Origin of the sequence: Methylomonas rapida (assembly GCF_024360925.2) — a bacterium.
GTDB classification, from domain to species: Bacteria; Pseudomonadota; Gammaproteobacteria; order Methylococcales; family Methylomonadaceae; genus Methylomonas; species Methylomonas rapida.
On the sequence record NZ_CP113517.1, the window covers coordinates 819,552 to 842,548 of the forward strand.

Annotated in this window: 22 protein-coding genes; 10 read left to right on the forward strand and 12 right to left on the reverse strand. The window is 54.0% G+C overall.

The features are described from left to right. Positions 1 to 26 precede the first annotated feature (26 nt). From pabC to NM686_RS04000, 7 genes are all read left to right on the forward strand, one after another. A complete protein-coding gene (gene pabC / locus NM686_RS03970) occupies positions 27 to 854 on the forward strand; it encodes an aminodeoxychorismate lyase (RefSeq protein WP_255186587.1) in 828 nt (275 codons plus the stop codon). Further along, the gene (gene mltG / locus NM686_RS03975) at positions 851 to 1,840 is read left to right on the forward strand and encodes an endolytic transglycosylase MltG (RefSeq protein ID WP_255186588.1); all 990 of its coding nucleotides are present in this window, start codon (positions 851 to 853) and stop codon (positions 1,838 to 1,840) included. The genes pabC and mltG overlap by 4 nt, the downstream gene beginning before the upstream one ends. Further along, positions 1,837 to 2,469, forward strand: coding sequence for a dTMP kinase (gene tmk / locus NM686_RS03980; protein ID WP_255186589.1), 633 nt, complete (start codon positions 1,837 to 1,839; stop codon positions 2,467 to 2,469). Before mltG ends, tmk begins: the two co-directional genes overlap by 4 nt. Beyond that, the gene (locus NM686_RS03985; RefSeq protein WP_255186590.1) at positions 2,459 to 3,457 is read left to right on the forward strand and encodes a DNA polymerase III subunit delta'; all 999 of its coding nucleotides are present in this window, start codon (positions 2,459 to 2,461) and stop codon (positions 3,455 to 3,457) included. The genes tmk and NM686_RS03985 overlap by 11 nt, the downstream gene beginning before the upstream one ends. 4 nt (positions 3,458 to 3,461) lie before the next feature. Beyond that, positions 3,462 to 3,812, forward strand: coding sequence for a PilZ domain-containing protein (locus NM686_RS03990; protein WP_255186591.1), 351 nt, complete (start codon positions 3,462 to 3,464; stop codon positions 3,810 to 3,812). A 48-nt stretch (positions 3,813 to 3,860) separates the two neighbouring features. After that, positions 3,861 to 4,637: a TatD family hydrolase gene (locus NM686_RS03995; RefSeq protein WP_255186592.1), complete on the forward strand. Its 777-nt coding sequence runs from the start codon at positions 3,861 to 3,863 to the stop codon at positions 4,635 to 4,637. Between the two features lie 210 nt (positions 4,638 to 4,847). Continuing rightward, on the forward strand, positions 4,848 to 5,984 hold the full coding sequence (locus tag NM686_RS04000) for a methyltransferase (RefSeq protein ID WP_255186593.1): 1,137 nt from the start codon (positions 4,848 to 4,850) through the stop codon (positions 5,982 to 5,984). Between the two features lie 183 nt (positions 5,985 to 6,167). Here the strand turns inward: NM686_RS04000 and gloB are convergent, their stop codons facing one another. The 8 genes from gloB to NM686_RS04040 all read right to left on the reverse strand — a co-directional run bounded on the left by gloB (position 6,168) and on the right by NM686_RS04040 (position 16,091). After that, positions 6,168 to 6,932 (reverse strand): hydroxyacylglutathione hydrolase, encoded by a 765-nt coding sequence (gloB, locus tag NM686_RS04005; protein ID WP_255186594.1) that lies wholly within the window; start codon positions 6,930 to 6,932, stop codon positions 6,168 to 6,170. 8 nt (positions 6,933 to 6,940) lie between these two features. Beyond that, positions 6,941 to 8,803: a 1-deoxy-D-xylulose-5-phosphate synthase gene (gene dxs, locus NM686_RS04010; RefSeq protein WP_255186595.1), complete on the reverse strand. Its 1,863-nt coding sequence runs from the start codon at positions 8,801 to 8,803 to the stop codon at positions 6,941 to 6,943. A 2-nt stretch (positions 8,804 to 8,805) separates the two neighbouring features. Beyond that, a complete protein-coding gene (locus tag NM686_RS04015; RefSeq protein ID WP_255186596.1) occupies positions 8,806 to 10,437 on the reverse strand; it encodes a copper resistance D family protein in 1,632 nt (543 codons plus the stop codon). Between the two features lie 5 nt (positions 10,438 to 10,442). Then, positions 10,443 to 10,802, reverse strand: coding sequence for a copper resistance CopC family protein (locus NM686_RS04020; protein WP_255186597.1), 360 nt, complete (start codon positions 10,800 to 10,802; stop codon positions 10,443 to 10,445). Between the two features lie 8 nt (positions 10,803 to 10,810). Then, entirely contained in the window at positions 10,811 to 12,196 is a 1,386-nt protein-coding gene (locus NM686_RS04025) for an aspartate aminotransferase family protein (protein WP_255186598.1), read from the reverse strand. 92 nt (positions 12,197 to 12,288) lie between these two features. Then, on the reverse strand, positions 12,289 to 13,035 hold the full coding sequence (locus NM686_RS04030) for a phosphorylase family protein (RefSeq protein WP_255186599.1): 747 nt from the start codon (positions 13,033 to 13,035) through the stop codon (positions 12,289 to 12,291). After that, entirely contained in the window at positions 13,032 to 14,990 is a 1,959-nt protein-coding gene (gene shc / locus NM686_RS04035; protein ID WP_255186600.1) for a squalene--hopene cyclase, read from the reverse strand. The genes NM686_RS04030 and shc overlap by 4 nt, the downstream gene beginning before the upstream one ends. Before the next feature lie 9 nt (positions 14,991 to 14,999). Further along, positions 15,000 to 16,091 (reverse strand): phytoene/squalene synthase family protein, encoded by a 1,092-nt coding sequence (locus tag NM686_RS04040; RefSeq protein WP_255186601.1) that lies wholly within the window; start codon positions 16,089 to 16,091, stop codon positions 15,000 to 15,002. Between the two features lie 452 nt (positions 16,092 to 16,543). Between NM686_RS04040 and hpnH the strand changes: the two genes are divergently transcribed. The 3 genes from hpnH to NM686_RS04055 are packed head-to-tail and all read left to right on the forward strand — an operon-like array spanning position 16,544 to position 19,336. Beyond that, a complete protein-coding gene (hpnH, locus tag NM686_RS04045) occupies positions 16,544 to 17,650 on the forward strand; it encodes an adenosyl-hopene transferase HpnH (protein WP_255186602.1) in 1,107 nt (368 codons plus the stop codon). A gap of 51 nt (positions 17,651 to 17,701) precedes the next feature. Beyond that, positions 17,702 to 18,307, forward strand: coding sequence for an ABC transporter substrate-binding protein (locus NM686_RS04050; protein ID WP_255186603.1), 606 nt, complete (start codon positions 17,702 to 17,704; stop codon positions 18,305 to 18,307). A gap of 21 nt (positions 18,308 to 18,328) precedes the next feature. Continuing rightward, a complete protein-coding gene (locus tag NM686_RS04055) occupies positions 18,329 to 19,336 on the forward strand; it encodes an MlaA family lipoprotein (RefSeq protein WP_269022390.1) in 1,008 nt (335 codons plus the stop codon). 43 nt (positions 19,337 to 19,379) lie between these two features. Here NM686_RS04055 and NM686_RS04060 read toward each other — a convergent pair whose 3' ends face one another. The 4 genes from NM686_RS04060 to NM686_RS04075 are packed head-to-tail and all read right to left on the reverse strand — an operon-like array spanning position 19,380 to position 22,940. Then, the gene (locus tag NM686_RS04060) at positions 19,380 to 19,895 is read right to left on the reverse strand and encodes an adenine phosphoribosyltransferase (protein WP_255186605.1); all 516 of its coding nucleotides are present in this window, start codon (positions 19,893 to 19,895) and stop codon (positions 19,380 to 19,382) included. 14 nt (positions 19,896 to 19,909) lie between these two features. Then, the gene (gene dxs / locus NM686_RS04065; protein WP_255186606.1) at positions 19,910 to 21,772 is read right to left on the reverse strand and encodes a 1-deoxy-D-xylulose-5-phosphate synthase; all 1,863 of its coding nucleotides are present in this window, start codon (positions 21,770 to 21,772) and stop codon (positions 19,910 to 19,912) included. A gap of 48 nt (positions 21,773 to 21,820) precedes the next feature. Next, complete coding sequence (gene ispA / locus NM686_RS04070) at positions 21,821 to 22,714, reverse strand: (2E,6E)-farnesyl diphosphate synthase (RefSeq protein WP_255186607.1); 894 nt, start codon at positions 22,712 to 22,714, stop codon at positions 21,821 to 21,823. Then, positions 22,707 to 22,940, reverse strand: a complete 234-nt coding sequence (locus tag NM686_RS04075) for an exodeoxyribonuclease VII small subunit (RefSeq protein WP_269022393.1) — start codon at positions 22,938 to 22,940, stop codon at positions 22,707 to 22,709. The genes ispA and NM686_RS04075 overlap by 8 nt, the downstream gene beginning before the upstream one ends. Positions 22,941 to 22,997 lie beyond the last annotated feature (57 nt).

Consider the following 22,997-nt stretch of genomic DNA (forward strand, 5'->3'; position numbering starts at 1 on the left):
ATCCCTTTTTCAAACAGTGTCTGCCGATGTTCTTACTGAATGGCGAACGCAGACACTGTGTCGATGTCTCTGATAGAGGCTTCCAATACGGCGATGGTTTGTTCGAAACCATCGAAGTGTTCCAGAGTAAACCGCTATTTTTGCCGCGACATCTCAAGCGGCTGCAAAAAGGCTGCGAGAGGCTGCTGATTCCTTTGCCAGAACTGACATTGCTCGAGGATGAGGCGGCGCAGCTTTGTGTTGGCGTCGAGCGAGCGGTGCTGAAGATCATCGTCACTCGAGGTTCCGGCGGGCGAGGTTATCGGCAGCCGGACAGTATAGTGCCGACTCGTTTGCTGGGCTTGCATCCCTTTCCCCAATATCCTGATTGCTTCCAACGTGACGGTATCGTGGCGCGCTTTTGCGAGCAACGTTTGGCTATCAATCCTGTACTTGCCGGCATCAAGCATCTGAATCGCTTGGAGCAGGTTCTGGCCAGGGCGGAATGGCGCAGCGATGACGTTCAAGAAGGCTTGATGCTCGACTACGATGAGCATGTCGTCGAAGGCACGATGAGCAATTTATTCTTCGTTAAAAACGGAGTTTTGCATACACCGTTGCTGGTTAATTGCGGCATCACGGGGATTGTGCGAGAAATTGTGATAGACTTCGCTTTGTGCAACAATATTGTTGTATGTGAGCAACAATTTGATAAGCAAAGCGTGTTAGCGGCCGACGAAGTTTTTGTCACCAATTCGGTGATAGGCGTGTGGCCGATAAGACGAATCGATCGACAGTGCTTTGGCGTGGGCAGGATAACCCGCACTATCCAGCAAGGGTATGCGCAGGCACGAGAAGCGGATACGAAATTATGATCAGAAGTATAGTCGCATTTACTTCCCTGATGGTGTTGGGCCTGTTGTTAATCTGGGGGGGGATGCATCATCATATCTTGCAAAAAAAACCGGTGGTGCAGAGTTCCACCACCCTGGAAATCAAAAAAGGCGATACGCTGGATAGCGTCATAAGGCAATTACGCGCACAAAACATTGCGATCAATACGCTTTGGTTCAAATTTCATGCTTACCGTACGCATCTGGACAGGATGTTGAAAGTGGGTGAGTATGTGTTGACAAAAGGCGCTACCGCCGCGGATATCCTGGAGGTGTTGAAGCAAGGCAAAACCCGTCAATATGCGATCACCTTTGTGGAAGGCTGGAGCTTCAAACAAATATTTCAAGCCATCGAGAATAATCCCAATTTGCAGCATACTCTGGAAGACGAGGAACTGGCCGGCGTAATGCAAAAAATCGGTTCCGACGAATTGCATCCGGAAGGGCAGTTTTTTCCGGATACCTATTATTTCGAAAAAAACAGCACCGATGTCGAGCTATTGAAACGGGCCCACGAGAAAATGCAAAACCTGCTGGCGGAGGAATGGCAAAAACGCGACAAGGACATTCCGCTGGAAAATCCATATGATGCCTTGATCCTGGCATCCATCATCGAAAAAGAAACCGCTGCGGCGGAAGAGCGGAAAAAAATCGCTGGCGTTTTCAGTCGCAGACTGAAAATGGACATGTTGCTGCAAACCGACCCAACCGTCATCTACGGCATGGGGGATGACTATCGCGGTGATATTCGTCGTCGCGATTTGCGCGAACCCACGCCTTACAATACCTACGTCAACAAGGGTTTGCCGCCGACCCCGATCGCGATGCCGGGCAAGGCCGCCATCCATGCCGCCTTGCATCCCGCCGACGGCAATGAGTTGTTTTTTGTGGCGCGAGGCAACGGGCGTCATGCGTTTTCAGCGGACTACAGTACGCATGAAAAATACGTCGCGCTTTATCAACGATGAGGGTTGGTCGATTCATTACGCTGGAAGGTGGCGAGGGTAGCGGTAAATCCACGAATTTACGCTATCTCCAGACGCTATTACAGGAACGTCAGATTGACGTCGTCGTCACCCGCGAGCCTGGCGGTACCGAGCTGGCCGAGAAAATCCGTCGGCTTTTGCTAGAAAAACACGCAGAATGCCTTACGCCGGAAGCCGAGTTGTTATTGATGTTTGCGGCGCGTTCCCAGCATATCCGGCACGTGATCTTGCCGGCTCTGCAACGAGGTCAATGGGTGTTGTGCGACAGGTTTACCGACTCAACCTTCGCTTACCAAGGCGGCGGGCGCGGCATGGATATGCATGCTATCGGCTGGTTGGAACAGACGGTACAGGGGGATTTGCAGCCGGATTTGACGCTGTTGCTGGACACGCCGATAGAAATAGGCATGCGCAGAGCCAAACATCGTGGCGACCTCGATCGTTTCGAAAGTGAGCAATACCATTTCTTCGAGCGGGTGCGGCAAGCCTTTCTACAGCGTGCGCAGCAAATGCCCGAACGCTACCGTATCATCGATGCCAGTTTGCCTTTGTCGGAAGTGCAATTGCGGATTAAGCAGGCTATCGATGCCCTGTGTGCAGATGGTTACTGACGCAGCCATTTATCCCTGGCAGCAAGCGCTATGGCAGCATTTGCTAGATTATGTTCAGCAACAGCGTATCCCGCAGGCTTTGCTGATTACAGGGGCCAACGGCCTGGGTAAACGGCATTTGGCTGAAGTTTTTGCGCAGCGTCTGATGTGCCATGCGCCGTTGGCGGATCATTCTGCTTGCGGCCAATGTCAAAGCTGCAAGCTATTAGCGGGCAAGACCCATACCGATTTTGTGCAGGTGGAGCCCGACGAACCCGGCAAGGCTATCGGCATCGACAAGATCAGGCAGCTCATCGTTACACTGGCTCTGAAACCGCAATATGAAACGTTTCGGGTCGTGATCATTGCTCCAGCCGATCAATTGAACACCGCGTCGGCAAATGCGTTCTTGAAGTGTCTGGAAGAACCTACGGAGCGCACCTGCTTGATATTGCTGACAGATAAACCATCCAGACTACCCGCCACGATTCGCAGTCGCTGTCAGACCATTCATTGTCGGCCGCCAGATAGGGCGATTGCCAAGCAGTGGTTACAAAAGGAAGGCGTCATCGGGGATATTGATCTGGTATTGAACCTTGCTCAGGGTGCGCCATTGGTGGCGAAGGATTTTGCCGACCGGAATTTGCATGCGGTAAGGCAGGCGTATTTCGAAAGCTGGCTGCAAATTGCCGACGGCAAGGCAAACCTGGTCCAGTTGGCCGAACAGTGGCAAAAAGCCGAGAACCTCGATTTGGCCACACTCCTGCGCTGGATGCTGAATTGGGTGGTGGATATCATTAAAGCCGCGCACCGGGCAGAGGTGGCGCAGCTGCATAATCCGGACATGAAAAAATCCTTGCAAGCCTTGGCTGAAAAGCTAGAATTGAAAGGCCTTTATCGATTCCATGATGACATACTAAAGGCTCATTCCCTGTTAAACACGCCAATCAATAAGCAACTGATGCTCGAACAGCTTTTAATCAACTGGTCGCAACTGAATACTCGATAACAGCATGGCAGAAACAGCACCCAGGCAAGGTATCTTGTCCTTATCGATCAAAGACAAAAACGCGCTTTATGCTGCCTACATGCCGTTCATTAAAAATGGAGGCTTGTTCATTCCTACCAAACGCGAATACCAGATGGGCGAGGAAGTATTCATGTTGTTGAATTTGATGGAAGAAACCGAACGCTTGCCTATTGCCGGCAAAATCATCTGGAAAACGCCGATTGGCGCCGAAGGTTACCGGGCGCCGGGCATCTGCGTCCAGTTCAGCGACCAGGATGGTGGCATGGCGCGGAATAAAATCGAAACCTATCTGGCCGGTGCTTTGGAATCGGATCGCTCGACTCACACCATGTAATGCCATCGCGGGCGTCTGCGTCCGTTCGTCTACAAACTTGTATTTCCGATGTTCATAGATTCCCATTGCCATTTGGATCGTATCGATCTAAGCCCCTACGCCAACGACTTCAATGCCTTCGTCGAAGATGCCAGAAATCAGCAGATTCGCCACATGCTCTGTATCGCCATTGACTTGGAGTCATACCCTGAAATGCGGGCTTTGGTGGAACCCTACCCGGATATTTCCTTGTCGGTGGGCGTGCATCCGAATGTCACCGAAGGTCGCGAACCCACCATAGACGAGCTGATGCACCTGGCTAATGATGACAAAGTGATCGCGATCGGCGAAACCGGGCTGGATTATTTTCATGGCAAAGGTGATTTGGATTGGCAGCATCGCCGTTTCATCAATCACATCGAAGTGGCCAAATCTCTAAAAAAGCCATTGATCATTCATACTCGCGAAGCCGGGCACGATTCGCTGGATGTACTGCGCGCACAGGGCGCGGAACAGGTAGGCGGGATCATTCATTGCTTTACCGAGGATTGGGCCTATGCCGAAAAAGCGCTGGAACTTGGATTTTATATTTCTTTTTCCGGCATCGTGACCTTCAAAAATGCGCAAGCGATCAAGGACGTGGCGCGACGGGTGCCGGCCGATCGCTTTTTGATCGAAACCGATTCGCCTTATCTGGCGCCGTCGCCGCATCGCGGTAAACCCAATTACCCGACCTATGTGCGCCATGTTGCCGAGCATATCGCCGAATTGCGTGATAGCAGCGTCGAAGAAATCGCAACATTGTCCCGCAACAATTTTTACCGCTTGTTTGCGATAAATGATTGATGGCGGTTATGCAGGCAAAAAAACGGCCAGGTTAAAAACGCAACCCGGCCGCCACGAGAGGGAAGTAACTCTGCATACAAGAGTTGACTAGAGTCTATAGCAAGCGGACTCCTCTGCAAATGTGGCATTTCGCCGCGTGGCAAATTGTCGCTTGAGCTTCTGATTTCGTCCCATCCAGTGTTTACAAAGGTTTTTCCACTCGAATCGCCCATGCAAGGTATTTTTGAAGTTCCACAAGGTCGTTTTCGGCTCAAGCGCTTACCCGAGCGAAAACATGAGTCATTGCAAGCCTGGGATGCGGCCGACGAATATTTGCTGCATTATCTGGCCCATGAAGATACACCAGCACACGATGCCAGCATTGTGATATTGAACGATAGCTTTGGCGCGCTTGCCGTGGCGCTCCATGCTTATCGTCCCGTCGCGCAATCGGACTCTTTTTTATCCCAACAAGCGACGCTGGCCAATATGCGGGCGAACAGGCTGGAGCCGAATCGCGTAGGGTTATTGGATAGCCTGAGCTTGCCTGAAGCCGGCATCGATTATTTGTTGGTCAAGGTGCCCAAGACCTTGGCTTTACTGGAGTATCAACTGCATACCCTACGGCCTTTGCTAAAGCCTGATGCCAATATTATTGCCGCCGGCATGGTCAAGAATTTACCGGCAACGGTCTGGAAAACACTCGAACGCTTGATCGGCCCGACCCGGCCGTCGCAGGCCATCAAAAAGGCTCGTTTGATATTCGCTCAACTGGAGCAAAATTGGGTGTTGCCGCCTAATCCGTATCCGGTGCGTTATCAGCTGGAAAACAGCGATTGGCAAATCTGCAATCACGCCAATGTGTTTTCCCGTGACAGCCTGGACATTGGTACCCGGTTTTTGTTGCAGCATTTGCCGCAAGACAGCCGTTATCGGGATTTCATCGATCTGGGCTGCGGCAACGGCGTGGTTGGCTTGATGCTGGCCAAGCAGTTTCCCGACGCCAATATCCGTTTCGTCGATGAGTCGTTCATGGCGGTCGCATCGGCGCGAGAAAATTTCGAGGCAGCCTTTGCCGGCCAGCATAAAGCAGAATTCAACGTCGCCGACTGTTTGAGCGGTTTTGAGCCTGACAGTGCCGATTGCATCGTTTGTAACCCGCCGTTTCATCAGCAATATGCCATCGGGGACCATATCGCGTGGCAGATGTTTCAGCAAGCCCATCAAGTGTTACGCAAAGGCGGAGAATTGCGCATCATCGGCAACCGGCATTTGAATTATCACTTGAGTCTAAAAAAGCTGTTCGGCAACTGGGAAACCGTCGCCGGCAATGCCAAATTCGTCATCATCAAGGCATTTAAACGCTGAGAGAACGGATTAACCTGAGTTCGGGTTAATAAACTAGCCAGTGTCAGGCATCTCTTCCAGAAGACGCCGTGAATACGTCCTGTAGGCTTGGGCCCGGCATCCATGCCGCGTACTCTTCCAGAGCTGCCTGATACTGTCTTAAACCGCTGTAATAGGGATTCTTTAATCCCGAACTGAGATTGACTAAAACTGATCCTTCAGGCGCCGCACTTTGGCGAATATTTCCGCAGGACTATCGTTTTCGCCGTTGACGGCTTGACGAATGCTGGTGGAGTGCTCGCGTAGAAAGGGATTGGTCGCCAGTTCCTGTGCCAGGGTCGAGGGCAGGGTAGACTGGTTTTGACGCCTGAGTTCGGCAACTTCCGCTAGCCGTTGTTGCAAGGCCGGATTGTCGGCTTCCACACTTAGCGCAAAACGACCGTTGGCTTGCGTGTATTCGTGCGCGCAATAAATCCGAGTGGATTCCGGAAGTGCTTTCAGTCTTTGCAGTGATTGCCACATCTGCTCGGCACTACCCTCGAACAAACGACCGCAGCCCAACGAAAACAAGGTGTCGCCGCAAAACAGCGTCTGGCTGTCTGCGCCATAAAAAACGATATGACCGAGAGTATGGCCCGGCGTGGCCATGACCTTGAAGACATGCGAGCCAAGGCGGATTTCATCGCCGTCTTCAACGCCGATGTCCAGACCAGAGATCCTGGCTTTATCGCTGTTGGCGCCGACGACCTTGCATCCTGTCTGTTGTTTCAGTTGCAGATTGCCGCCGACATGATCGCCGTGGTGATGCGTATTGAAAATGTAGTTCAAACGCCACCCTTTGGACTGCAACACCTCCCGCACAGGTTCGGCGACGGCCGGGTCGACCGCCGCCGTTTCCCCGCTATCGGCATCGTGCAGCAGGTAAATGTAATTGTCGTTCAGGACTGGAAGTTGAATGATTTCCAGCATCGGCAAGTTTAAGCACAAAACTGTTCGATGGTGGCGAGGATGCCCTTGCTGTCGAGTCCGACCAAGCTGAGCAATTCCTCGCGGCTACCTTGCTCGACGAAGCGGTCGGGCAGGCCGATGTTGCAGACCGGCATCAGCACCTTCTGCGCCTGCAGGAAGGTGTTGATCGCACTGCCGGCGCCGCCGGCGATGACGTTTTCCTCGACGGTGACGAACACATCGTGCGTCCTGGCCAATTCCAGCACCAAGGCTTCATCGAACGGCTTGACGAAACGCATGTTCACCACCGTCGCGCCCAGCTGCTTGCCGGCTTCGACGGCAGGCGTGACCATGCTGCCCCAGGCCAGAATCGCGATCCGGCTGCCGTGATGGCGAATCTCTGCCTTGCCGATCTCCAACGCGGTCAACCCTGGATCGATGGCGGCACCAGGCCCCTTGCCGCGCGGATAGCGCACCGAGGCGGGGCCAGGGTGCTGAAAACCCGTGGTCAACATCTGCCGGCATTCGTTCTCGTCGGCCGGCGCCATGATCAGCATGTTCGGAATGCAGCGCAGATAGCTGAAATCGAAGGCGCCGGCATGGGTCGGGCCGTCCGGGCCGACCAGACCGGCCCGGTCCAGTGCAAACAGTACGTCCAGGTTCTGCAAGGCCACGTCGTGGATCAATTGATCGTAACCGCGTTGCAGGAAGGTGGAATAAATCGCCACCACCGGTTTGGCGCCCTGACAGGCTTGGCCGGCGGCCAAGGTCACCGCATGCTGTTCGGCAATCGCGACGTCGAAATAGCGTTTCGGAAACTTTTGTGAGAATTCCACCAGACCCGAGCCTTCGCGCATGGCCGGCGTGATGCCCAGCAAGCGTTCGTCTTGTGCCGCCATGTCGCACAGCCAGCGGCCGAATACTTCGGTGTAGGTCGGATGCGGCGACGGCGCCGCCTTGGGCAGATAATCCTTGGTCGGATCGAAGGCCGGTACGCCATGGTAGGCCAGCGGGTCTTTCTCGGCCGGCGCATAGCCTTTGCCTTTCTTGGTCACCACATGCAGGAATACCGGCCCGGTCAAATCCTTCAGATTTTCCAGGGTCGACACCAGCATCTCGACATCGTGGCCGTCGATCGGGCCGAAATAATTGAAACCCAATTCCTCGAACAAGGTACCGGGCACGATCATGCCCTTCACGTGTTCCTCGGTCTTGCGCGCCAGTTCCCACACCGAAGGCATCTTGGCCAGGGCTTTCTTGCTTTCTTCCCGCACCGACGAATAAAACTTGCTCGACAACACCTTGGTCAGATAATTGTTCATCGCCCCGACTGGCGGCGAGATCGACATATCGTTGTCGTTCAAGATCACCAGCAGGTTGGCATTCACATCGCCGGCATGATTCATCGCCTCATAGGCCATGCCGCCGGTGATGGAACCGTCGCCGATGATGGCTACCATCTTCTTGTCTTCGCCTCGCAGCTGCGAGGCGATGGCCATGCCCAAGGCCGCGCTGATCGAGGTGCTGGAATGGCCGACGCCGAACGCGTCATACTCGCTTTCCTCCCGCGCCGGAAACGCAGACACCCCGCCCAGGGTGCGAATGGTTGGCATGCGTTCCTTGCGCCCGGTCAGAATCTTGTGCGGATAGGCCTGATGGCCCACGTCCCAGACCAACTGATCGACGGGGGTATTGAACACATAATGCAAGGCCACGGTCAGTTCCACGGTGCCGAGGCCGGCCGCAAAATGGCCGCCGGAAATGCTGACCGTGTGGGTCAGATAGCCGCGCACCTCGTCAGCCAGTTGCTGGAGCTGGTCCTTGGACAGTGCGCGTATGTCCGCCGGCGTGTGGATGTTTTTAAGCAAGGGATAGTCGGTGGTCAGTTTCATAATCAGTACAAGGGTTCACGGTAGAACATCAGGATGACGCCGATTTGAAACAAGGCGAACACTGAAATAAAACCGGCAATATTTTTGCCGGGAGAATCGAGCTTGAGTTCCAGCCAGCGACCGCAGGCCAGGATCAGCGAGAATACGCCCATCAAAGTATGGCCGACCTGGATCAAGAACGCGGTTTTGGCTTCGAAGCCGACATGGGAGTGTGCCAGCAACATCATGCCGCCGAAGGCCGCCAGTAACGGAAAGAAGAAGGGCAAGATGCCGGGATCATCCTTGACGCGCGCACGGGTTTCAAACCAGCCGAGTACGAATACCAGCAGTGTGGCGATACGGTGCTGCAGGATCTCACCATTGTTGAAGGTGCTGTCCCAGAAGCCGATAGGGCCCAGCGGCCAGCTTTCCGCGTCGCTGCGGAAGAACAAAAATACGCCCAGCCCCATGAAACCCACTGGCCAGTAGCGCGCCCAGTGATGAAAGCGATCCCGGTAGGACAGCATCGCGAAGAAGCTCATCACGGTCAGGAAAATGCCGGAAATGTTATGGTTATAATCCGACCAGGCCGTGGCGGCTTCGGAAGGGACTTGACCGACGATCGCGACCCGGCCCGCTTCGCCTGCAATCAGCGCTTCATGAGTTGGCGATTCCCAGCGCGGGATGCGCGGATGGAACATGTTCAACACTTCTTCCCAGGTTGCGGTCAGATGCGGAATATCGACGGAAGGCGGCTGCGAAGCCAGGCTGGCGGCGGTGAACAGAATCGTCAGCAGGATCAGGGTTTCGGCTTCGATGTAATAGGGTACGCGTGTGGTCAATACGTAAAGGCTGCGGCTGCTGAAATAGTCTTCGACCGCTTGGCGATTCATCCAGGCAAAGCCGAGCGCCAAGCCCATCATCATGATCTTTACCATCAGTAGATTGCCGTAACCGGCGCCGATGAAGCCCTGGAAGGTGCGGATGTAATACCAGGCCAGCGGCGTGCCGGTGATCAGCAGGCCGACAACCGCCCAGATACCGACGATGGAGAAGCGTTTCAGCAACAAAGGCCATAGCTCGACACTGATGGCGTTGCGCTTTTTCAGGCGCCAGATCGCAAGGATCTGAAAGATGCCGCCTACCCAGGTTGCGGCGGCGAGCTGGTGGCTGACGGTCAGCGTCATCAATAAGCCGCGGTCTTCCAGGCGGCTGGCGCCGTGTACCAACCAGGCAGCCGCCATGACCAGCGGGGCGATGATGGCGATCGCCGTCAGCCAATGTTGCTTGGAGCGTGTGTTGTTGTAAAGGCTGTGCTTGATGAACAGGAATAAACCAAACGCGAAGGCGGCGCGCGCCAATCCGGCTTGAAACTGCACGGTCTGGAAAAATGCCGGAAAGGGCGATTTACCCAGGGTGACCGCCATCAACCAGATTTTCAGGCCGATTTTGGATAGCTGGGTGATCACCAAGGCTTTGCTGCCGAAATAAATCAGGCCGATGGTTTTTTCCAGCAGGGCGTTGTTGTAATTGGCGTTTTCATCCCAGGGACGCAGTACGAACAGGCCCCACATCAGGCCGCCAATGGTGATGGAGTAAAACGTCAGATCGACGCCGCCGATCAGCGAGTCAAGATAATTGGCTATGCCTTCCATACAGTTTATTTAGCTTCTTTGACAAAAAAACGCAGCAGGTCTTCGCTCAAGTGACCGTCCGCGGCGAAGATTTTCAATTTGATTGCATATTCGCCCGGAATCAACGAGGGCAATTCCAGTAAAACCTGGCCAGGCTTTTCGCCGGGAATGGCTTTGATCGGTGTCATCACGTCGCCGGCGCTGACCAGAAACACTTCCGACAAGTCCAGTTCGACCTTGGAGTTGAACGACAACTCGACCTGGCTGGCCTGGTTGACCGGTACCGGTTTCAGTTTCAACGAGTTATGGGTTACCACGGCATGGCCGAAAGCCAGGTTGCTGATGACTAACGTCAATGCCAGAAATAGGGGTTTCAATACGCGCATTACGATTCTCACTTTTTGCTTTTCAAGGCGTGGCTGGCCAGGTTTTTACCCAGTGTCCAGATCGAGCCCGTGACGTTGTGGGTGTCGGCGATGGTGGTTTCCATCGCGTCGACGATCCAGTCGCGGTCTTTTTGCGTCAGATTCAGCGGCGGCAACAATTTGACGACGTTCATGCCATGGCCGGCTACCTGGCTAAGTACCCGATGTTCCTTGAACAGTGGGATCGTGATCATTTGGCAGAAGAGGCCTTTGTTGGCGGCTTCCAGCATGGCCCAGGCGGCTTTAAGCCCCAAGCTCTTCGGGGTGTGGAATTCGATCGCGATCATCGAACCCTTGCCTCTGGCTTCTTTCAGGAATTCGTATTTGCTGCTCATCGCGTTGATGCTGGCGATGATGTCTTCACCGACCTTGGCGCTGTTCTCGACCAGTTTTTCCTCGTGAATCACATGCAGACTGGCCAAGCCCGCCGCCATGGCCATATTGTTTTTCGAGAAGGTCGAACCGTGAACGACTGCGCGATCCATGCGGTTGAAGACGGTATCCATGATCTTGGTCGTCATCGCCACGCCGCCGACTGGCACGAAACCGCCGGACAGCGCTTTGGCCATCAAGATCATGTCGGGTTTGACGCCCCAGTGCTCGATCGCCCAGAACTTGCCGGTGCGACCTATGCCGGTTTGAATTTCATCGGCAACGAACAAGGTGCCGTATTTTTTGCACAAGCGTTCGACTTCTGGCAGGTAGTTGTCGTCAGGCACGTTGACGCCTTTGCCTTGAATCGGTTCGACGATGAAGGCGGCGACGTCCTTGTTGCTGAGGGCTTTTTCCAGCGCGCCCAGATCATTGAAGGGGACCGCGCCGCATTGTGGCAACAATGGGCCGAAGCCTTCGCGGAAAATTTCTTCGCCATTCAGCGACAAGGCGCCCATCGTCAAGCCGTGATAAGCATGCTCGCAGTAAACGATGCGTGGACGCTTGGTGGTATAGCGGGCAAATTTGATCGCCGCTTCCACCGCTTCGGTGCCGGAGTTGCAGAAAAACATTTTTTCCAGATTGTCCGGGCAGGTGGCCAGAATTTCTTTTGCCAGCAAGCCGCTGAGCAAGGAAACGTCCATCTGCACCAGATTCGGCAGTTCCAGGGTCAGGGTTTCTTGCAGCGCGCTGATGACGGTCGGATGATTGCGGCCGATCGCGAATACACCAAAACCGCTCAATAGATCGAGGTATTCATTACCGTCTTCGTCATACAGATATTGGCCGATGGCTTTTTTGTAGTTGCGGTCGTAGCCGATGGTGCGCAGCACGCGAACCATTTGATTGTTCAGATAATGCTCGTGCAGGTCGAATTTTTCTTCGAAGTGCTGAGCAAAGAGTTCGGCAATGCTAAAAGACATGTAATACCTCTTGAATGCGTACTGTCTCGGTCAATACCGGGCAGTAATGAATGAGATTGAAAATGAGCGATTTTTCATAGCGGCTCAATTCGCTATTGGTTTTTATGGGGTTCCGGCAGCGAAAGTTGCCGGGCGACAAGTTTCAAGGTTTTCCGGGCAGCATGGAAATGCAGGCCAAGGCGGATCAAGCCAGAAATTTCCGCGGGATGGAGCAATAAATAGCGCAATAGCTTGGGCAGTTCCGCTCGACCATCGGCGTTCAAGGCATGCTGAACTGCTTGCGGCAAATTCATCTCGACCGGATCGGCGATAACGCGGATGGCCAAAAACGGTAACAAGGCCTGGGATGCGACTTCGGCGATTGCAGTACTTTCCATGTCCAATGCCATTGCCTGGCTTTGTTGGTGGATGCGTTGTTTTTCACGGCTGTCGCTGATCAAGGTGCCACTGGTGAACAAGTGGCCTTCGTGCACGGGCAAAATGGGTGACAAACTCTGAATCGTATCAGCCGTCCAGTTGCCGTCGGCGGCGTAATTGCGGTCTGCAGCAATGATCCGGGTTGGTATCAGCAGATCGCCCGGTTTTAACTGGCCGGACAGTCCCGCCGCGCAACCCCAGCTCATCAAGCGCTGCGCGCCCTTTTCTAGCAGAGTGCGGGCAGCCTTGGCGGCATTGATCGGCCCGGCTCCGCCATAGGCAATCCAGTTGTTTCCAAACCGGCGGCATTCGCCTTGCCGGAGTTTGCTGGATGTCAGTGTGCTTAGCTCTTCCGGTAGCGCAACGACAATGCCGACGATGGCGTCGGCATTGTTGAAGGTAGCGTTAAGGTTATCGCTCACTGTTTCGCCAATTCGTTACGGTATCTGGCCAGCGCCCACAACGGGAAGAATTTGTCGTAGCCGTGATACTTCAGATAAAACACGCGTGGAAAGCCCGGTGCGGTAAAGCAAGGGTCATTCCACAGGCCATTGGCTTGCTGGGTGCGCAACAGGTAATCGATGCCCGCGCTGACTTCCGGACTATGCACTTCGCCGGCGGCGATCAAGCCCAATACGGCCCACGCTGTCTGGAAGGCCGTGCTGAAATGATAACGGCCGCGATATTGCTGGTCGTCATGGTAGCTCAGGTTGTCTTCGCCCCAGCCGCCGTCCTCGCGCTGCACACTTTTCAACCAGGCGGCCGCCTTGGTGTACATCGGGTCTGTTTTGGGTAGATGGGTTTGCTCCAGGGCCAGCAGGACCGACCAGGTACCATAGATGTAATTGGTGCCCCAACGGCCGAACCACGAGCCATCCGCTTCCTGTTCGCTACGGATGTAGTCTATGGTGCGTTCCAGTGCGGGCAAGTACTCAGGATGATCCTTCGCGACTCGTGCCATCAACATTGCGCAACGGGCGCTGACGTCCACGGTGGGCGGGTCGAGCAGGGCGCCATGATCGGCAAATGGAATTTCGTTTAGGTAGTAATAAGTGTTGTCGACGTCGAAAGCGCCATAGCCGCCGTTTTGCGACTGCATGCCGACGATCCAGCGGGTGGCGCGGTGAATCGATTCGTCCAGGCCGCTTTGGCTGGATTCCGCCATCGAAAACGCAATCACCGCAGTGTCGTCGACGTCAGGGTAATGGGGATTGGCAAATTGAAACGCCCAGCCGCCGCCGGCCAGATCCGGCTTGCTGACGCGCCAGTCGCCGGGTTCGTCGGATAACTGCACGCTTTTCAACCAATCATAGGCTTTGCCCAAGCTATTGGCATTGCCTTGTTTGTCGGCTTCCAGCAATGCCAGGCTGGCCAAGCCGGTATCCCAAACAGGCGACAGGCAGGGCTGGCAGTAGGCGTCGTTGTCATTGATGACCAGCAATTTCTCCAGCGCCTGCCGGGCGATGACGACGTTGGGATGGTCTTTTGGAAAGCCCAGTAGCAGCAGGGCTTCGTAAGCGTTCACCATGGCTGGAAAAATCGCGCCCAAACCGTCTTCGCCGTTCAGACGCTCCGTGAACCAGGCCAAGGCTTTGTCGATGGCGCGCTGGCGCATGCTTTTGGGAATGAAGGGTTCGGTAACCCGGCCGAGCTTGTCCAGTACCAGGAAGCACTTGTTCAAAAAGGTTCGTTCCGGAAAGTAGTGTTTTTCCTCGTCCGGATGCACGACAAACAATTCCAGGATGTCGATGTTGTGCGGGTTTTTGGCTTTGGCTTTCAGCGTGCACAAAATGAACAACGGTACCATGACGGTTCGCGACCAATAGGAAACCTTATCCAGATGGAAGGGGAACCAGGATGGAAACAGCATGATTTCCACCGGAATGTACGGTACGCCTCGCCATGGCAATTGTTCGAACATCGCCAGCGCGATTCGAGTGAACACGTTGGCACGCGCGGCGCCGCCTTGCGCCAGAATCCACTCGCGCAGCTGTTTCATATGGGGGGCATGAATCGAGTCGCCGGCCATTTTCAATGCGTAATAGACTTTAACGCTGCAACTGATGTCGCCGGGCCCGCCGGTAAACAAAGGGTAGCTGCCATCCGGGTTTTTGCGACTTCTTAAGTAGATTGCGATTTTGCGTTGCAATTCTTCGTCGATGTCGTCCAGGTAATGCATCATCATGATGTATTCGGCTGGAATGGTGCAATCGGCTTCCAATTCGAACACCCAGTAACCGGCGGGATTCTGCAGGCCTAGCAAGGAACTCTGCGCGCGCTCGATGGCGCCTTGCAATACGCCGAGCGCTGGCCGGTTGGACGAGACGTTGTTTGACATGTCGGGGCTGCTGGTTTCGATAGGGGATTCTGTAAACATGATGATTCCTTATTGTCCAGTGTGCGATTCGGGTAAGTACTGCCAACCAGGTGTCTTTAGTCCCTGGCTGGTCAGATTGAAAAGTAATGAAAGTAACAGGTTGCTGCGCGCGCTGAGCTTGCAGGCCAAAATCGTGGCCTTGACGCTATTCCGGCTGATCTTGACCTGGCTGGATTCGTTGAAGCTCAGGTTTTGCTTGATCTTTTTCAGTGTCAACACCGCCATGCCCAGCGCCCACAGGCAGAAGTTGCGAATGCCCGTTTCGTGGCGAGGCAGTAATTGGGTATAGGTCAAGGCGTTCTGCAAATGACCGTGCGCGATGCTGATCAGGTGCTCCAGTCCTTTGCGAAAGCGTTCGTCGTTGGTGGTTGGCGTCAAGTCCGCCAGGTTGAAGCCGGTTTCGGTGAAAATGTCTTGCGGCAGCCAGCACACGCCACGCTGAGCATCATCCCAGATGTCTTTCAGAATGTTGGTCATTTGCAAGCCTTGGCCGAATGATACGGAAAGTTTCAGTAATTCGTCGCGATGCGCGTCGATTTGCGGCGAGTAGTGACAAAACAGCTTGGCCAGCATTTCTCCGACGCAGCCGGCTACGTAATAACAGTAATCATCCATGTCTTTCATGGTTTTCAGGCCGGCCCGCAGGTCCAGGGCTTGATAGACCGGCATGCCGTTCGCCATCGTTTCCACGCAACAAGCCAAGGCTTCAATTTGCGCCCGATCCAGGCTGTGCGTGATCGCAATGACCCTAGGGATCAAATGAATCAGGCTGTGTTCGGCGGGAATGGTTTGTGTCGAAAGTAAAGGCGCGAGTTCATCGGCAAAAGCTTGAGCACCTTCGCCTGTTTTGACGATTTGGATGAATTCGCTGCAAAAACGTTTTTTTTGTTCCGCGTTCAGCGAGATTTCGTCTTCGATCGTGTCGACGATACGGCACAACAAATAGGCGTTGGCAACGGCAGGGTACAGATTCTCCGGCAGCTGGGGAATGGTGAGCGCAAAAGTCCGTGAGACTCCTTCGAGTAAAACTGCCTGTAGTTCCGCGTCTGATAATTGCGAAAGCAATTGCGGGTTGGTAATGAGTGGTTGAGGTCCGTTCATGAGCTTTCGATAGCCAACTTAAGTAGTTGAAGCAATGATAGACTGTTTGTTGGGTTTTTGCAAAGTGGTGTTGTTTTACTGCAAATGAATTGTGGGTTTTGGTTTCGTCAATGTGGGTCTATCTCGGTTCTACTTTTAGAATACTTAAATTCTTGTTGTTTATTAAGGTAATTTTAAATGTTCGACGCGGACTTGTCCTGTGTCTTTATTCAGGCGGAAGGGGGTGATGCGGCAGATGTTTTTCGTCGGGAAATGTTGCGTTTTATGATTTGTGCTGGAGAAGACCCAAAAAAAGTAGTATTCTAGCAACAATCGGGTCGTGCTTTTGTCCGAAGTTACGTTTTTCGCTATGTTGTGCGTGCTCGAGTATCGGATTTTGTGGTGATGTATCGATTGTTGTTTTTTCGTAACAGCGATGTTCGCCGGTTGTTTTTAGTTTTGGAGAATGTGCCGTGAGTGTTCCTTTGCGTCAGCAGTTGGCTGTAGGTAGTTATTTGATCAAGCAAAAGCTGAAGGGTGCGAAAAAGTATCCTTTGGTTTTGATGCTGGAGCCCTTGTTCAGATGTAATCTGGCATGCGCCGGTTGTGGCAAGATCGATTATCCGGATGACATCCTCGATAAACGCTTATCGGTCCAGGAATGCTTGGACGCGGTAGACGAATGCGGCGCGCCGATGGTGTCCATTCCGGGCGGCGAGCCTCTGATCCATAAGGAAATGCCGCAAATCGTCGAAGGCATTATTGCGCGGAAGAAGTTCGTTTATTTGTGCACCAATGCGCTGTTGTTGCGAAAACGCATCAACGATTACAAACCGTCGCCGTATCTGACCTTCTCCGTTCATCTGGATGGTTTGAAGGATCGTCATGACGCTTCCGTTTGTCAGGAAGGCGTGTTCGATATTGCCGTCGAAGCGATCAAATTGGCTTTGAGTAAAGGCTTTCGCGTGACCGTCAACTGCACCTTGTTTCAGGGTGAAACTCCGGATGAGGTGGCTGAATTCCTGGATTATGTCACTGAGTTGGGTGTGGAAGGCGTGACTATCGCCCCTGGATTCAGCTACGAGCGTGCGCCAAGACAGGATGTATTCATCAAAGGCGTCGATGTCAAGAATCTATTCCGCGGTATTTTCAAAATCGGCAAAGAGAAAAAGCGCAAGTGGAAGCTGAACCACTCTTCGTTATATCTGGATTTTCTGGCCGGTAACCAAAACTACAACTGCACGCCATGGGGTAACCCGACCCGCAATGTGTTCGGTTGGCAAAAACCTTGTTATTTGCTGGCGGACGAAGGTAACGCCAGTTCCTTCCAGGAATTGATCGATACCACGCCTTGGGATAAATACGGCACAGTCAAGAATCCGAAATGCGCAAATTGCATGGCGCATTGTGGCTATGAGGCAACCGCCGTGGAAGACACGCTGGCAAATCCGTTGAAAGCCTTGTGGGCAAGTATCCGTGGCCCGAAAACTTCCGGAGCCATGGTGACCGAGAAAAATCCCGAATACGTTGCGGGTGGGAAAACTTCGATTTCCGATATTCCGGTCAAGGTCGAGTCTTGAGTGTTCGAAACGGGCTGCCTTTGAACTTTACGAGAATTTTTGGTGATGACTATGTTAAGAAAAATTTATTTAGGCTTGAGCATTTTGCTGCTGGTCTGTTTGTCGCCGGTGTCTCTGGCGGAAGAGGTGACGGCTAGACAAGTGGTGGAAGAGTTCCAGGACAGATTGATCGAGGTCATGAAGCAGGGCAAGGAACTCGGTTTTCAAGGGAGATATGACAAGCTGGACGCGGCGGTGAAAAAAAGCCATGACCTGCCCAAAATTGCCCGTATCGTGGTTGGCAAGCAGTGGGAAGAGCTTACCCCCGAGCAGCAGGCTAAACTGGAGTCCGTGTTTAGTCAGCTCAGCGTTTCGGCTTATGCGCACAATTTCAAGGATTTTTCCGGGGAGTCTTTCAGCTTCGTGTCCGAAGAAGAAACCGGTCGTGGTGGCGTCGTCATACACACCAATTTGAAAATTCCCGGAGAAAAGGACGTCAAATTCGACTATATGATGAAGAAAAAAGACGAAGGTTGGCAGATTATCAATATAATAGCGGATGGTGTCAGTGATTTGGCGTTGAAACGTTCGGATTACACCAGTGTTTTGAACCGAGAGGGATTTGATGCGCTGATCGCCAAAATCAACGAGAAAATTGAAAGTTACGCTAAACAATAAGTCTGTCAGGAATTGTAAGCAATGCATACCCCCATTCTACATGGCAAGAGCCAAACATCTCTTTTTTGGGCGCTGTTAATGTCCGGTGCGCTATCTGTAACGGGGTGTGCTAGCACCGAACCTGCGATTGGCGGTGCTTCTCTGGCGGCGGCGCGGCCGTCTCCCGTGGACCCTTATGAGAATTTGAACCGGTCCATTTATGGTTTCAACATGGGGCTGGATAAATATTTGCTGAAGCCTGTCGCCGATGGTTATAAGTTTATTACTCCGAACTTCATGCAAACCGGGGTTACCAATTTTTTCAGAAATCTGAAAGGTATCAATGTCGTTCTGAACGATGTGTTGCAAGGTAAATTCGAACAAAGCGCCTCCGATACGGGGCGCTTTCTGGCCAACTCGACCATTGGCCTGTTGGGGTTGTTCGATGTGGCGAGCGAATTTGGCTTGGCGTATAACGAAGAAGATTTTGGCCAAACACTGGCGGTTTGGGGTGTGGATCAGGGGCCGTATTTGGTACTACCCATCATGGGGCCGACTACGCTGAGGGATGGCGCGGCCGTTGTCGTTGACAAAGCCGCGAATCCAGGAACCTATGTGGTAGGAACCGGGATCGTGGAAGGAATTAGCGACCGTGCCAATGCCGAAGGCGCTTTGAATTTCATTAATGAGGCGGCCCTGGATCCTTATGTCTTCATGCGTGAGTCGTTTTTACAATATCGCCAGAATCTGGTCAATGACGGCAAGGCCGATGCTAACGACCTTGAACTTGATCTTGAGCTTGAGGGCGATGTGGATGTCGGCGAAATTTCAGATGCCAAATCCAAGGAGGGCGGTGCCGCCGCTCGCAAGGCACTAGAGCCTGAAGCCAAGGCGCCCAGGGACGCAATTGATACGACGGCGGGCGATGATACGGTTCAGGCATTCGACAGTATGTCCAAATCCTTCGATGGGGTCGAGCGGGAGTTTGCAGAGGTGTCGGTGAAGATGGACGACATCAGCAAAAAAAAAAGCCGTTTGAAAAGACGCTAGCCTGACAAAAAAGCCGCAGAGATGCGGCGTTTTTATTGCTTGATCAATAATGCAGCAAGGAATGGACTTCGTAATCCTGCAATTTTTCCCGTCCTTGTAAAAAATCCAGTTCCACGACAAAAGCGCAAGCGACGACGCTGGCGCCCAATTTCTCTATCAAGTCACAACTGGCTTTCGCGGTGCCGCCGGTCGCCAACAAATCATCGATCAACAAAACCTTGTCGTTTTCGTCGAAGGCATCGATATGCACCTGCAATTCCGCCGAACCGTATTCCAGATCGTAGGATACGCTTTGGACGTCGTACGGAAGCTTGCCGGGCTTTCTGAGCGGAACGAACGGAATGCCGAGTTCCCATGCCACCAGCGAACCGAAGATGAAACCGCGCGCTTCCATGCCGGCGACGGCGGTGATGTCGCGCCCCAGAAACGGGTGCAGCAATTGATGCACTGTTAGCCTCAAGGCGGCAGGGTCTTTGACCAATGGGGTAATGTCCTTGAAGATGATCCCTGGTTTTGGAAAATCGGGGATGTCGCGAATCTTGCTTTTCAATCTTTCCATTGTCGTTCCTGTTTTCAAGCGCAAAACTGTTCGATGGTGGCGAAGATGCCCTTGCTGTTGAGGCCGACCAGGCTGAGCAATTCCTCGCGGCTACCTTGCTCGACGAAGCGGTCGGGCAGGCCGATGTTGCAGACCGGCATCAGCACCTTCTGCGCCTGCAGGAAGGTGTTGATCGCACTGCCAGCGCCGCCGGCGATGACGTTTTCCTCGACGGTGACGAACACATCGTGCGTCCTGGCCAATTCCAGCACCAAGGCTTCATCGAACGGCTTGACGAAACGCATGTTCACCACCGTCGCGCCCAGCTGCTTGCCGGCTTCGACGGCAGGCGTGACCATGCTGCCCCAGGCCAGAATCGCGATCCGGCTGCCGTGATGGCGAATCTCGGCCTTGCCGATCTCCAACGCGGTCAACCCTGGATCGATGGCGGCACCAGGCCCCTTGCCGCGCGGATAGCGCACCGAGGCGGGGCCAGGGTGCTGAAAACCCGTGGTCAACATCTGCCGGCATTCGTTCTCGTCGGCCGGCGCCATGATCAGCATGTTCGGAATGCAGCGCAGATAGCTGAAATCGAAGGCGCCGGCATGGGTCGGGCCGTCCGGGCCGACCAGACCGGCCCGGTCCAGTGCAAACAGTACGTCCAGGTTCTGCAAGGCCACGTCGTGGATCAATTGATCGTAACCGCGTTGCAGGAAGGTGGAATAAATCGCCACCACCGGTTTGGCGCCCTGACAGGCTTGGCCGGCGGCCAAGGTCACCGCATGCTGTTCGGCAATCGCGACGTCGAAATAGCGTTTCGGAAACTTTTGTGAGAATTCCACCAGACCCGAGCCTTCGCGCATGGCCGGCGTGATGCCCAGCAAGCGTTCGTCTTGTGCCGCCATGTCGCACAGCCAGCGGCCGAATACTTCGGTGTAGGTCGGATGCGGCGACGGCGCCGCCTTGGGCAGATAATCCTTGGTCGGATCGAAGGCCGGTACGCCATGGTAGGCCAGCGGGTCTTTCTCGGCCGGCGCATAGCCTTTGCCTTTCTTGGTCACCACATGCAGGAATACCGGCCCGGTCAAATCCTTCAGATTTTCCAGGGTCGACACCAGCATCTCGACATCGTGGCCGTCGATCGGGCCGAAATAATTGAAACCCAATTCCTCGAACAAGGTACCGGGCACGATCATGCCCTTCACGTGTTCCTCGGTCTTGCGCGCCAGTTCCCACACCGAAGGCATCTTGGCCAGGGCCTTCTTGCTCTCTTCCCGCACCGACGAATAAAACTTGCTCGACAACACCTTGGTCAGATAATTGTTCATCGCCCCGACCGGCGGCGAGATCGACATATCGTTGTCGTTCAAGATCACCAGCAGGTTGGCATTCACATCGCCGGCATGATTCATCGCCTCATAAGCCATGCCGCCGGTGATGGAACCGTCGCCGATGATGGCCACCATCTTCTTGTCCTCGCCGCGCAGCTGCGAGGCGATCGCCATGCCCAGTGCCGCGCTGATCGAGGTGCTGGAATGGCCGACGCCGAAGGCATCGTATTCGCTCTCGTCCCGCGCCGGAAAGGCCGACACCCCGCCCAGGGTGCGAATGGTCGGCATGCGCTCCTTGCGACCGGTCAGAATCTTGTGCGGATAGGCCTGATGGCCCACGTCCCAGACCAACTGATCGACGGGGGTATTGAACACATAATGCAAGGCCACGGTCAGTTCCACGGTGCCGAGACCGGCGGCAAAATGGCCGCCGGAAATGCTGACCGTGTGGGTCAGATAGCCGCGCACCTCGTCAGCCAGTTGCTGGAGCTGGTCCTTGGACAGTGCGCGTATGTCCGCCGGGCTGTGGATGGAATTGAGTAGAGGGAAGTCTTTGGAAAGAGCCATGTCGTTATTTATTCCTTGAAATCACCGTGCGGTGGTAGTGCAATTGGATCAGTGCGTGCGCTCGATGATGTAAAGCGATAGTTCGCGCAGCAGGTCGGCTTCGCTGCCAAATCCCGTTAAGCTTTCGACCGCTTGTTCGTGCAATTCCTGGGCTTTTTGTTTGGCGCCAGCCATGCCCAATAGCGCAGGGTAGGTCGGTTTGTCGTTATCGATGTCCTTGCCCTGAGTCTTGCCGAGTGTCGCGGTGTCGGCTTCGATGTCGAGAATGTCGTCTTTGACCTGGAACGACAAGCCTATGCATTTGGCATAGTGATCTAGTTTCTTGGCGACGCAAGGATCCAGATCGGGTTTGGATAATGCCGCCAGATTGACGCTGGCGCGGATCAGGGCGCCGGTCTTGTGGATATGCATGTTTTCGAGTTCCGGCAGCGTCAATTTGCGGCCGACGGAGCCGAGATCGATGGCTTGACCGCCCACCATGCCTTGAGAGCCGCTGGCGCGGGTCAATGCCGTGATCATCTTCAGGCGAGCCGTGGCATCGACGGTGATGCCGGGGTCGTTGGCCAGAATTTCAAACGCCAGCGCCTGCAGCGCGTCACCGGCCAAAATGGCGGTGGCCTCGTCATAAGCCTTGTGACAGGTCGGTTTGCCGCGGCGCAGATCATCGTTGTCCATGGCTGGCAGATCGTCGTGAATCAGCGAATACACATGGATGAATTCTACCGCGCAAGCCGGCGCATCGAGCAGATCTTCACTCAAGCCCAAAGCCTGGCCGGTTGCATAAGTTAATAAAGGGCGGGTGCGTTTGCCGCCGTTCAATACGGAATAACGCATGGCCTGATGCAAGGTTTGTGGCAGAATGTTTTCGGCAGGCAGACGGGCGTCCAGCGCGCGCTCGACGCGTTCTTGGCAGACGGTTAGGTAGGCTTTCAATTTACTCATCGTTAAATGGCTCCAGGGTTTGTTGGCCGTTTTTTTCTAATAGGATCTGCACTTTCTGTTCGGCTTCCTGCAACGCTTGCTGGCAAGTCCGGGTCAGTTTGATGCCGCGTTCGAAGGATTTTAAGGATTCCTCCAGGGAAATATCGCCACGCTCCATTTGTTCGACCAATTTCTCTAGTTCTTCCATCGCCTCCTCAAATTGGGATGCGCTTTTTCTTCTCGACATATAATGTAACTAGCAGTGCTCAAAATGACCGAGCATTATAGTATGAATTTAACGCAA

Coding starts and splice junctions, on each gene's coding strand:
- pabC (WP_255186587.1), top strand. CDS start 27: ATGTTCTTACTGAATGGCGAACGCAGACACTGTGTCGATGTCTCTGAT.
- mltG (WP_255186588.1), top strand. CDS start 851: ATGATCAGAAGTATAGTCGCATTTACTTCCCTGATGGTGTTGGGCCTG.
- tmk (WP_255186589.1), top strand. CDS start 1,837: ATGAGGGTTGGTCGATTCATTACGCTGGAAGGTGGCGAGGGTAGCGGT.
- NM686_RS03985 (WP_255186590.1), top strand. CDS start 2,459: ATGGTTACTGACGCAGCCATTTATCCCTGGCAGCAAGCGCTATGGCAG.
- NM686_RS03990 (WP_255186591.1), top strand. CDS start 3,462: ATGGCAGAAACAGCACCCAGGCAAGGTATCTTGTCCTTATCGATCAAA.
- NM686_RS03995 (WP_255186592.1), top strand. CDS start 3,861: ATGTTCATAGATTCCCATTGCCATTTGGATCGTATCGATCTAAGCCCC.
- NM686_RS04000 (WP_255186593.1), top strand. CDS start 4,848: ATGCAAGGTATTTTTGAAGTTCCACAAGGTCGTTTTCGGCTCAAGCGC.
- gloB (WP_255186594.1), bottom strand. CDS start 6,932: ATGCTGGAAATCATTCAACTTCCAGTCCTGAACGACAATTACATTTAC.
- dxs (WP_255186595.1), bottom strand. CDS start 8,803: ATGAAACTGACCACCGACTATCCCTTGCTTAAAAACATCCACACGCCG.
- NM686_RS04015 (WP_255186596.1), bottom strand. CDS start 10,437: ATGGAAGGCATAGCCAATTATCTTGACTCGCTGATCGGCGGCGTCGAT.
- NM686_RS04020 (WP_255186597.1), bottom strand. CDS start 10,802: ATGCGCGTATTGAAACCCCTATTTCTGGCATTGACGTTAGTCATCAGC.
- NM686_RS04025 (WP_255186598.1), bottom strand. CDS start 12,196: ATGTCTTTTAGCATTGCCGAACTCTTTGCTCAGCACTTCGAAGAAAAA.
- shc (WP_255186600.1), bottom strand. CDS start 14,990: ATGTTTACAGAATCCCCTATCGAAACCAGCAGCCCCGACATGTCAAAC.
- NM686_RS04040 (WP_255186601.1), bottom strand. CDS start 16,091: ATGAACGGACCTCAACCACTCATTACCAACCCGCAATTGCTTTCGCAA.
- NM686_RS04050 (WP_255186603.1), top strand. CDS start 17,702: ATGTTAAGAAAAATTTATTTAGGCTTGAGCATTTTGCTGCTGGTCTGT.
- NM686_RS04055 (WP_269022390.1), top strand. CDS start 18,329: ATGCATACCCCCATTCTACATGGCAAGAGCCAAACATCTCTTTTTTGG.
- NM686_RS04060 (WP_255186605.1), bottom strand. CDS start 19,895: ATGGAAAGATTGAAAAGCAAGATTCGCGACATCCCCGATTTTCCAAAA.
- dxs (WP_255186606.1), bottom strand. CDS start 21,772: ATGGCTCTTTCCAAAGACTTCCCTCTACTCAATTCCATCCACAGCCCG.
- ispA (WP_255186607.1), bottom strand. CDS start 22,714: ATGAGTAAATTGAAAGCCTACCTAACCGTCTGCCAAGAACGCGTCGAG.
- NM686_RS04075 (WP_269022393.1), bottom strand. CDS start 22,940: ATGTCGAGAAGAAAAAGCGCATCCCAATTTGAGGAGGCGATGGAAGAA.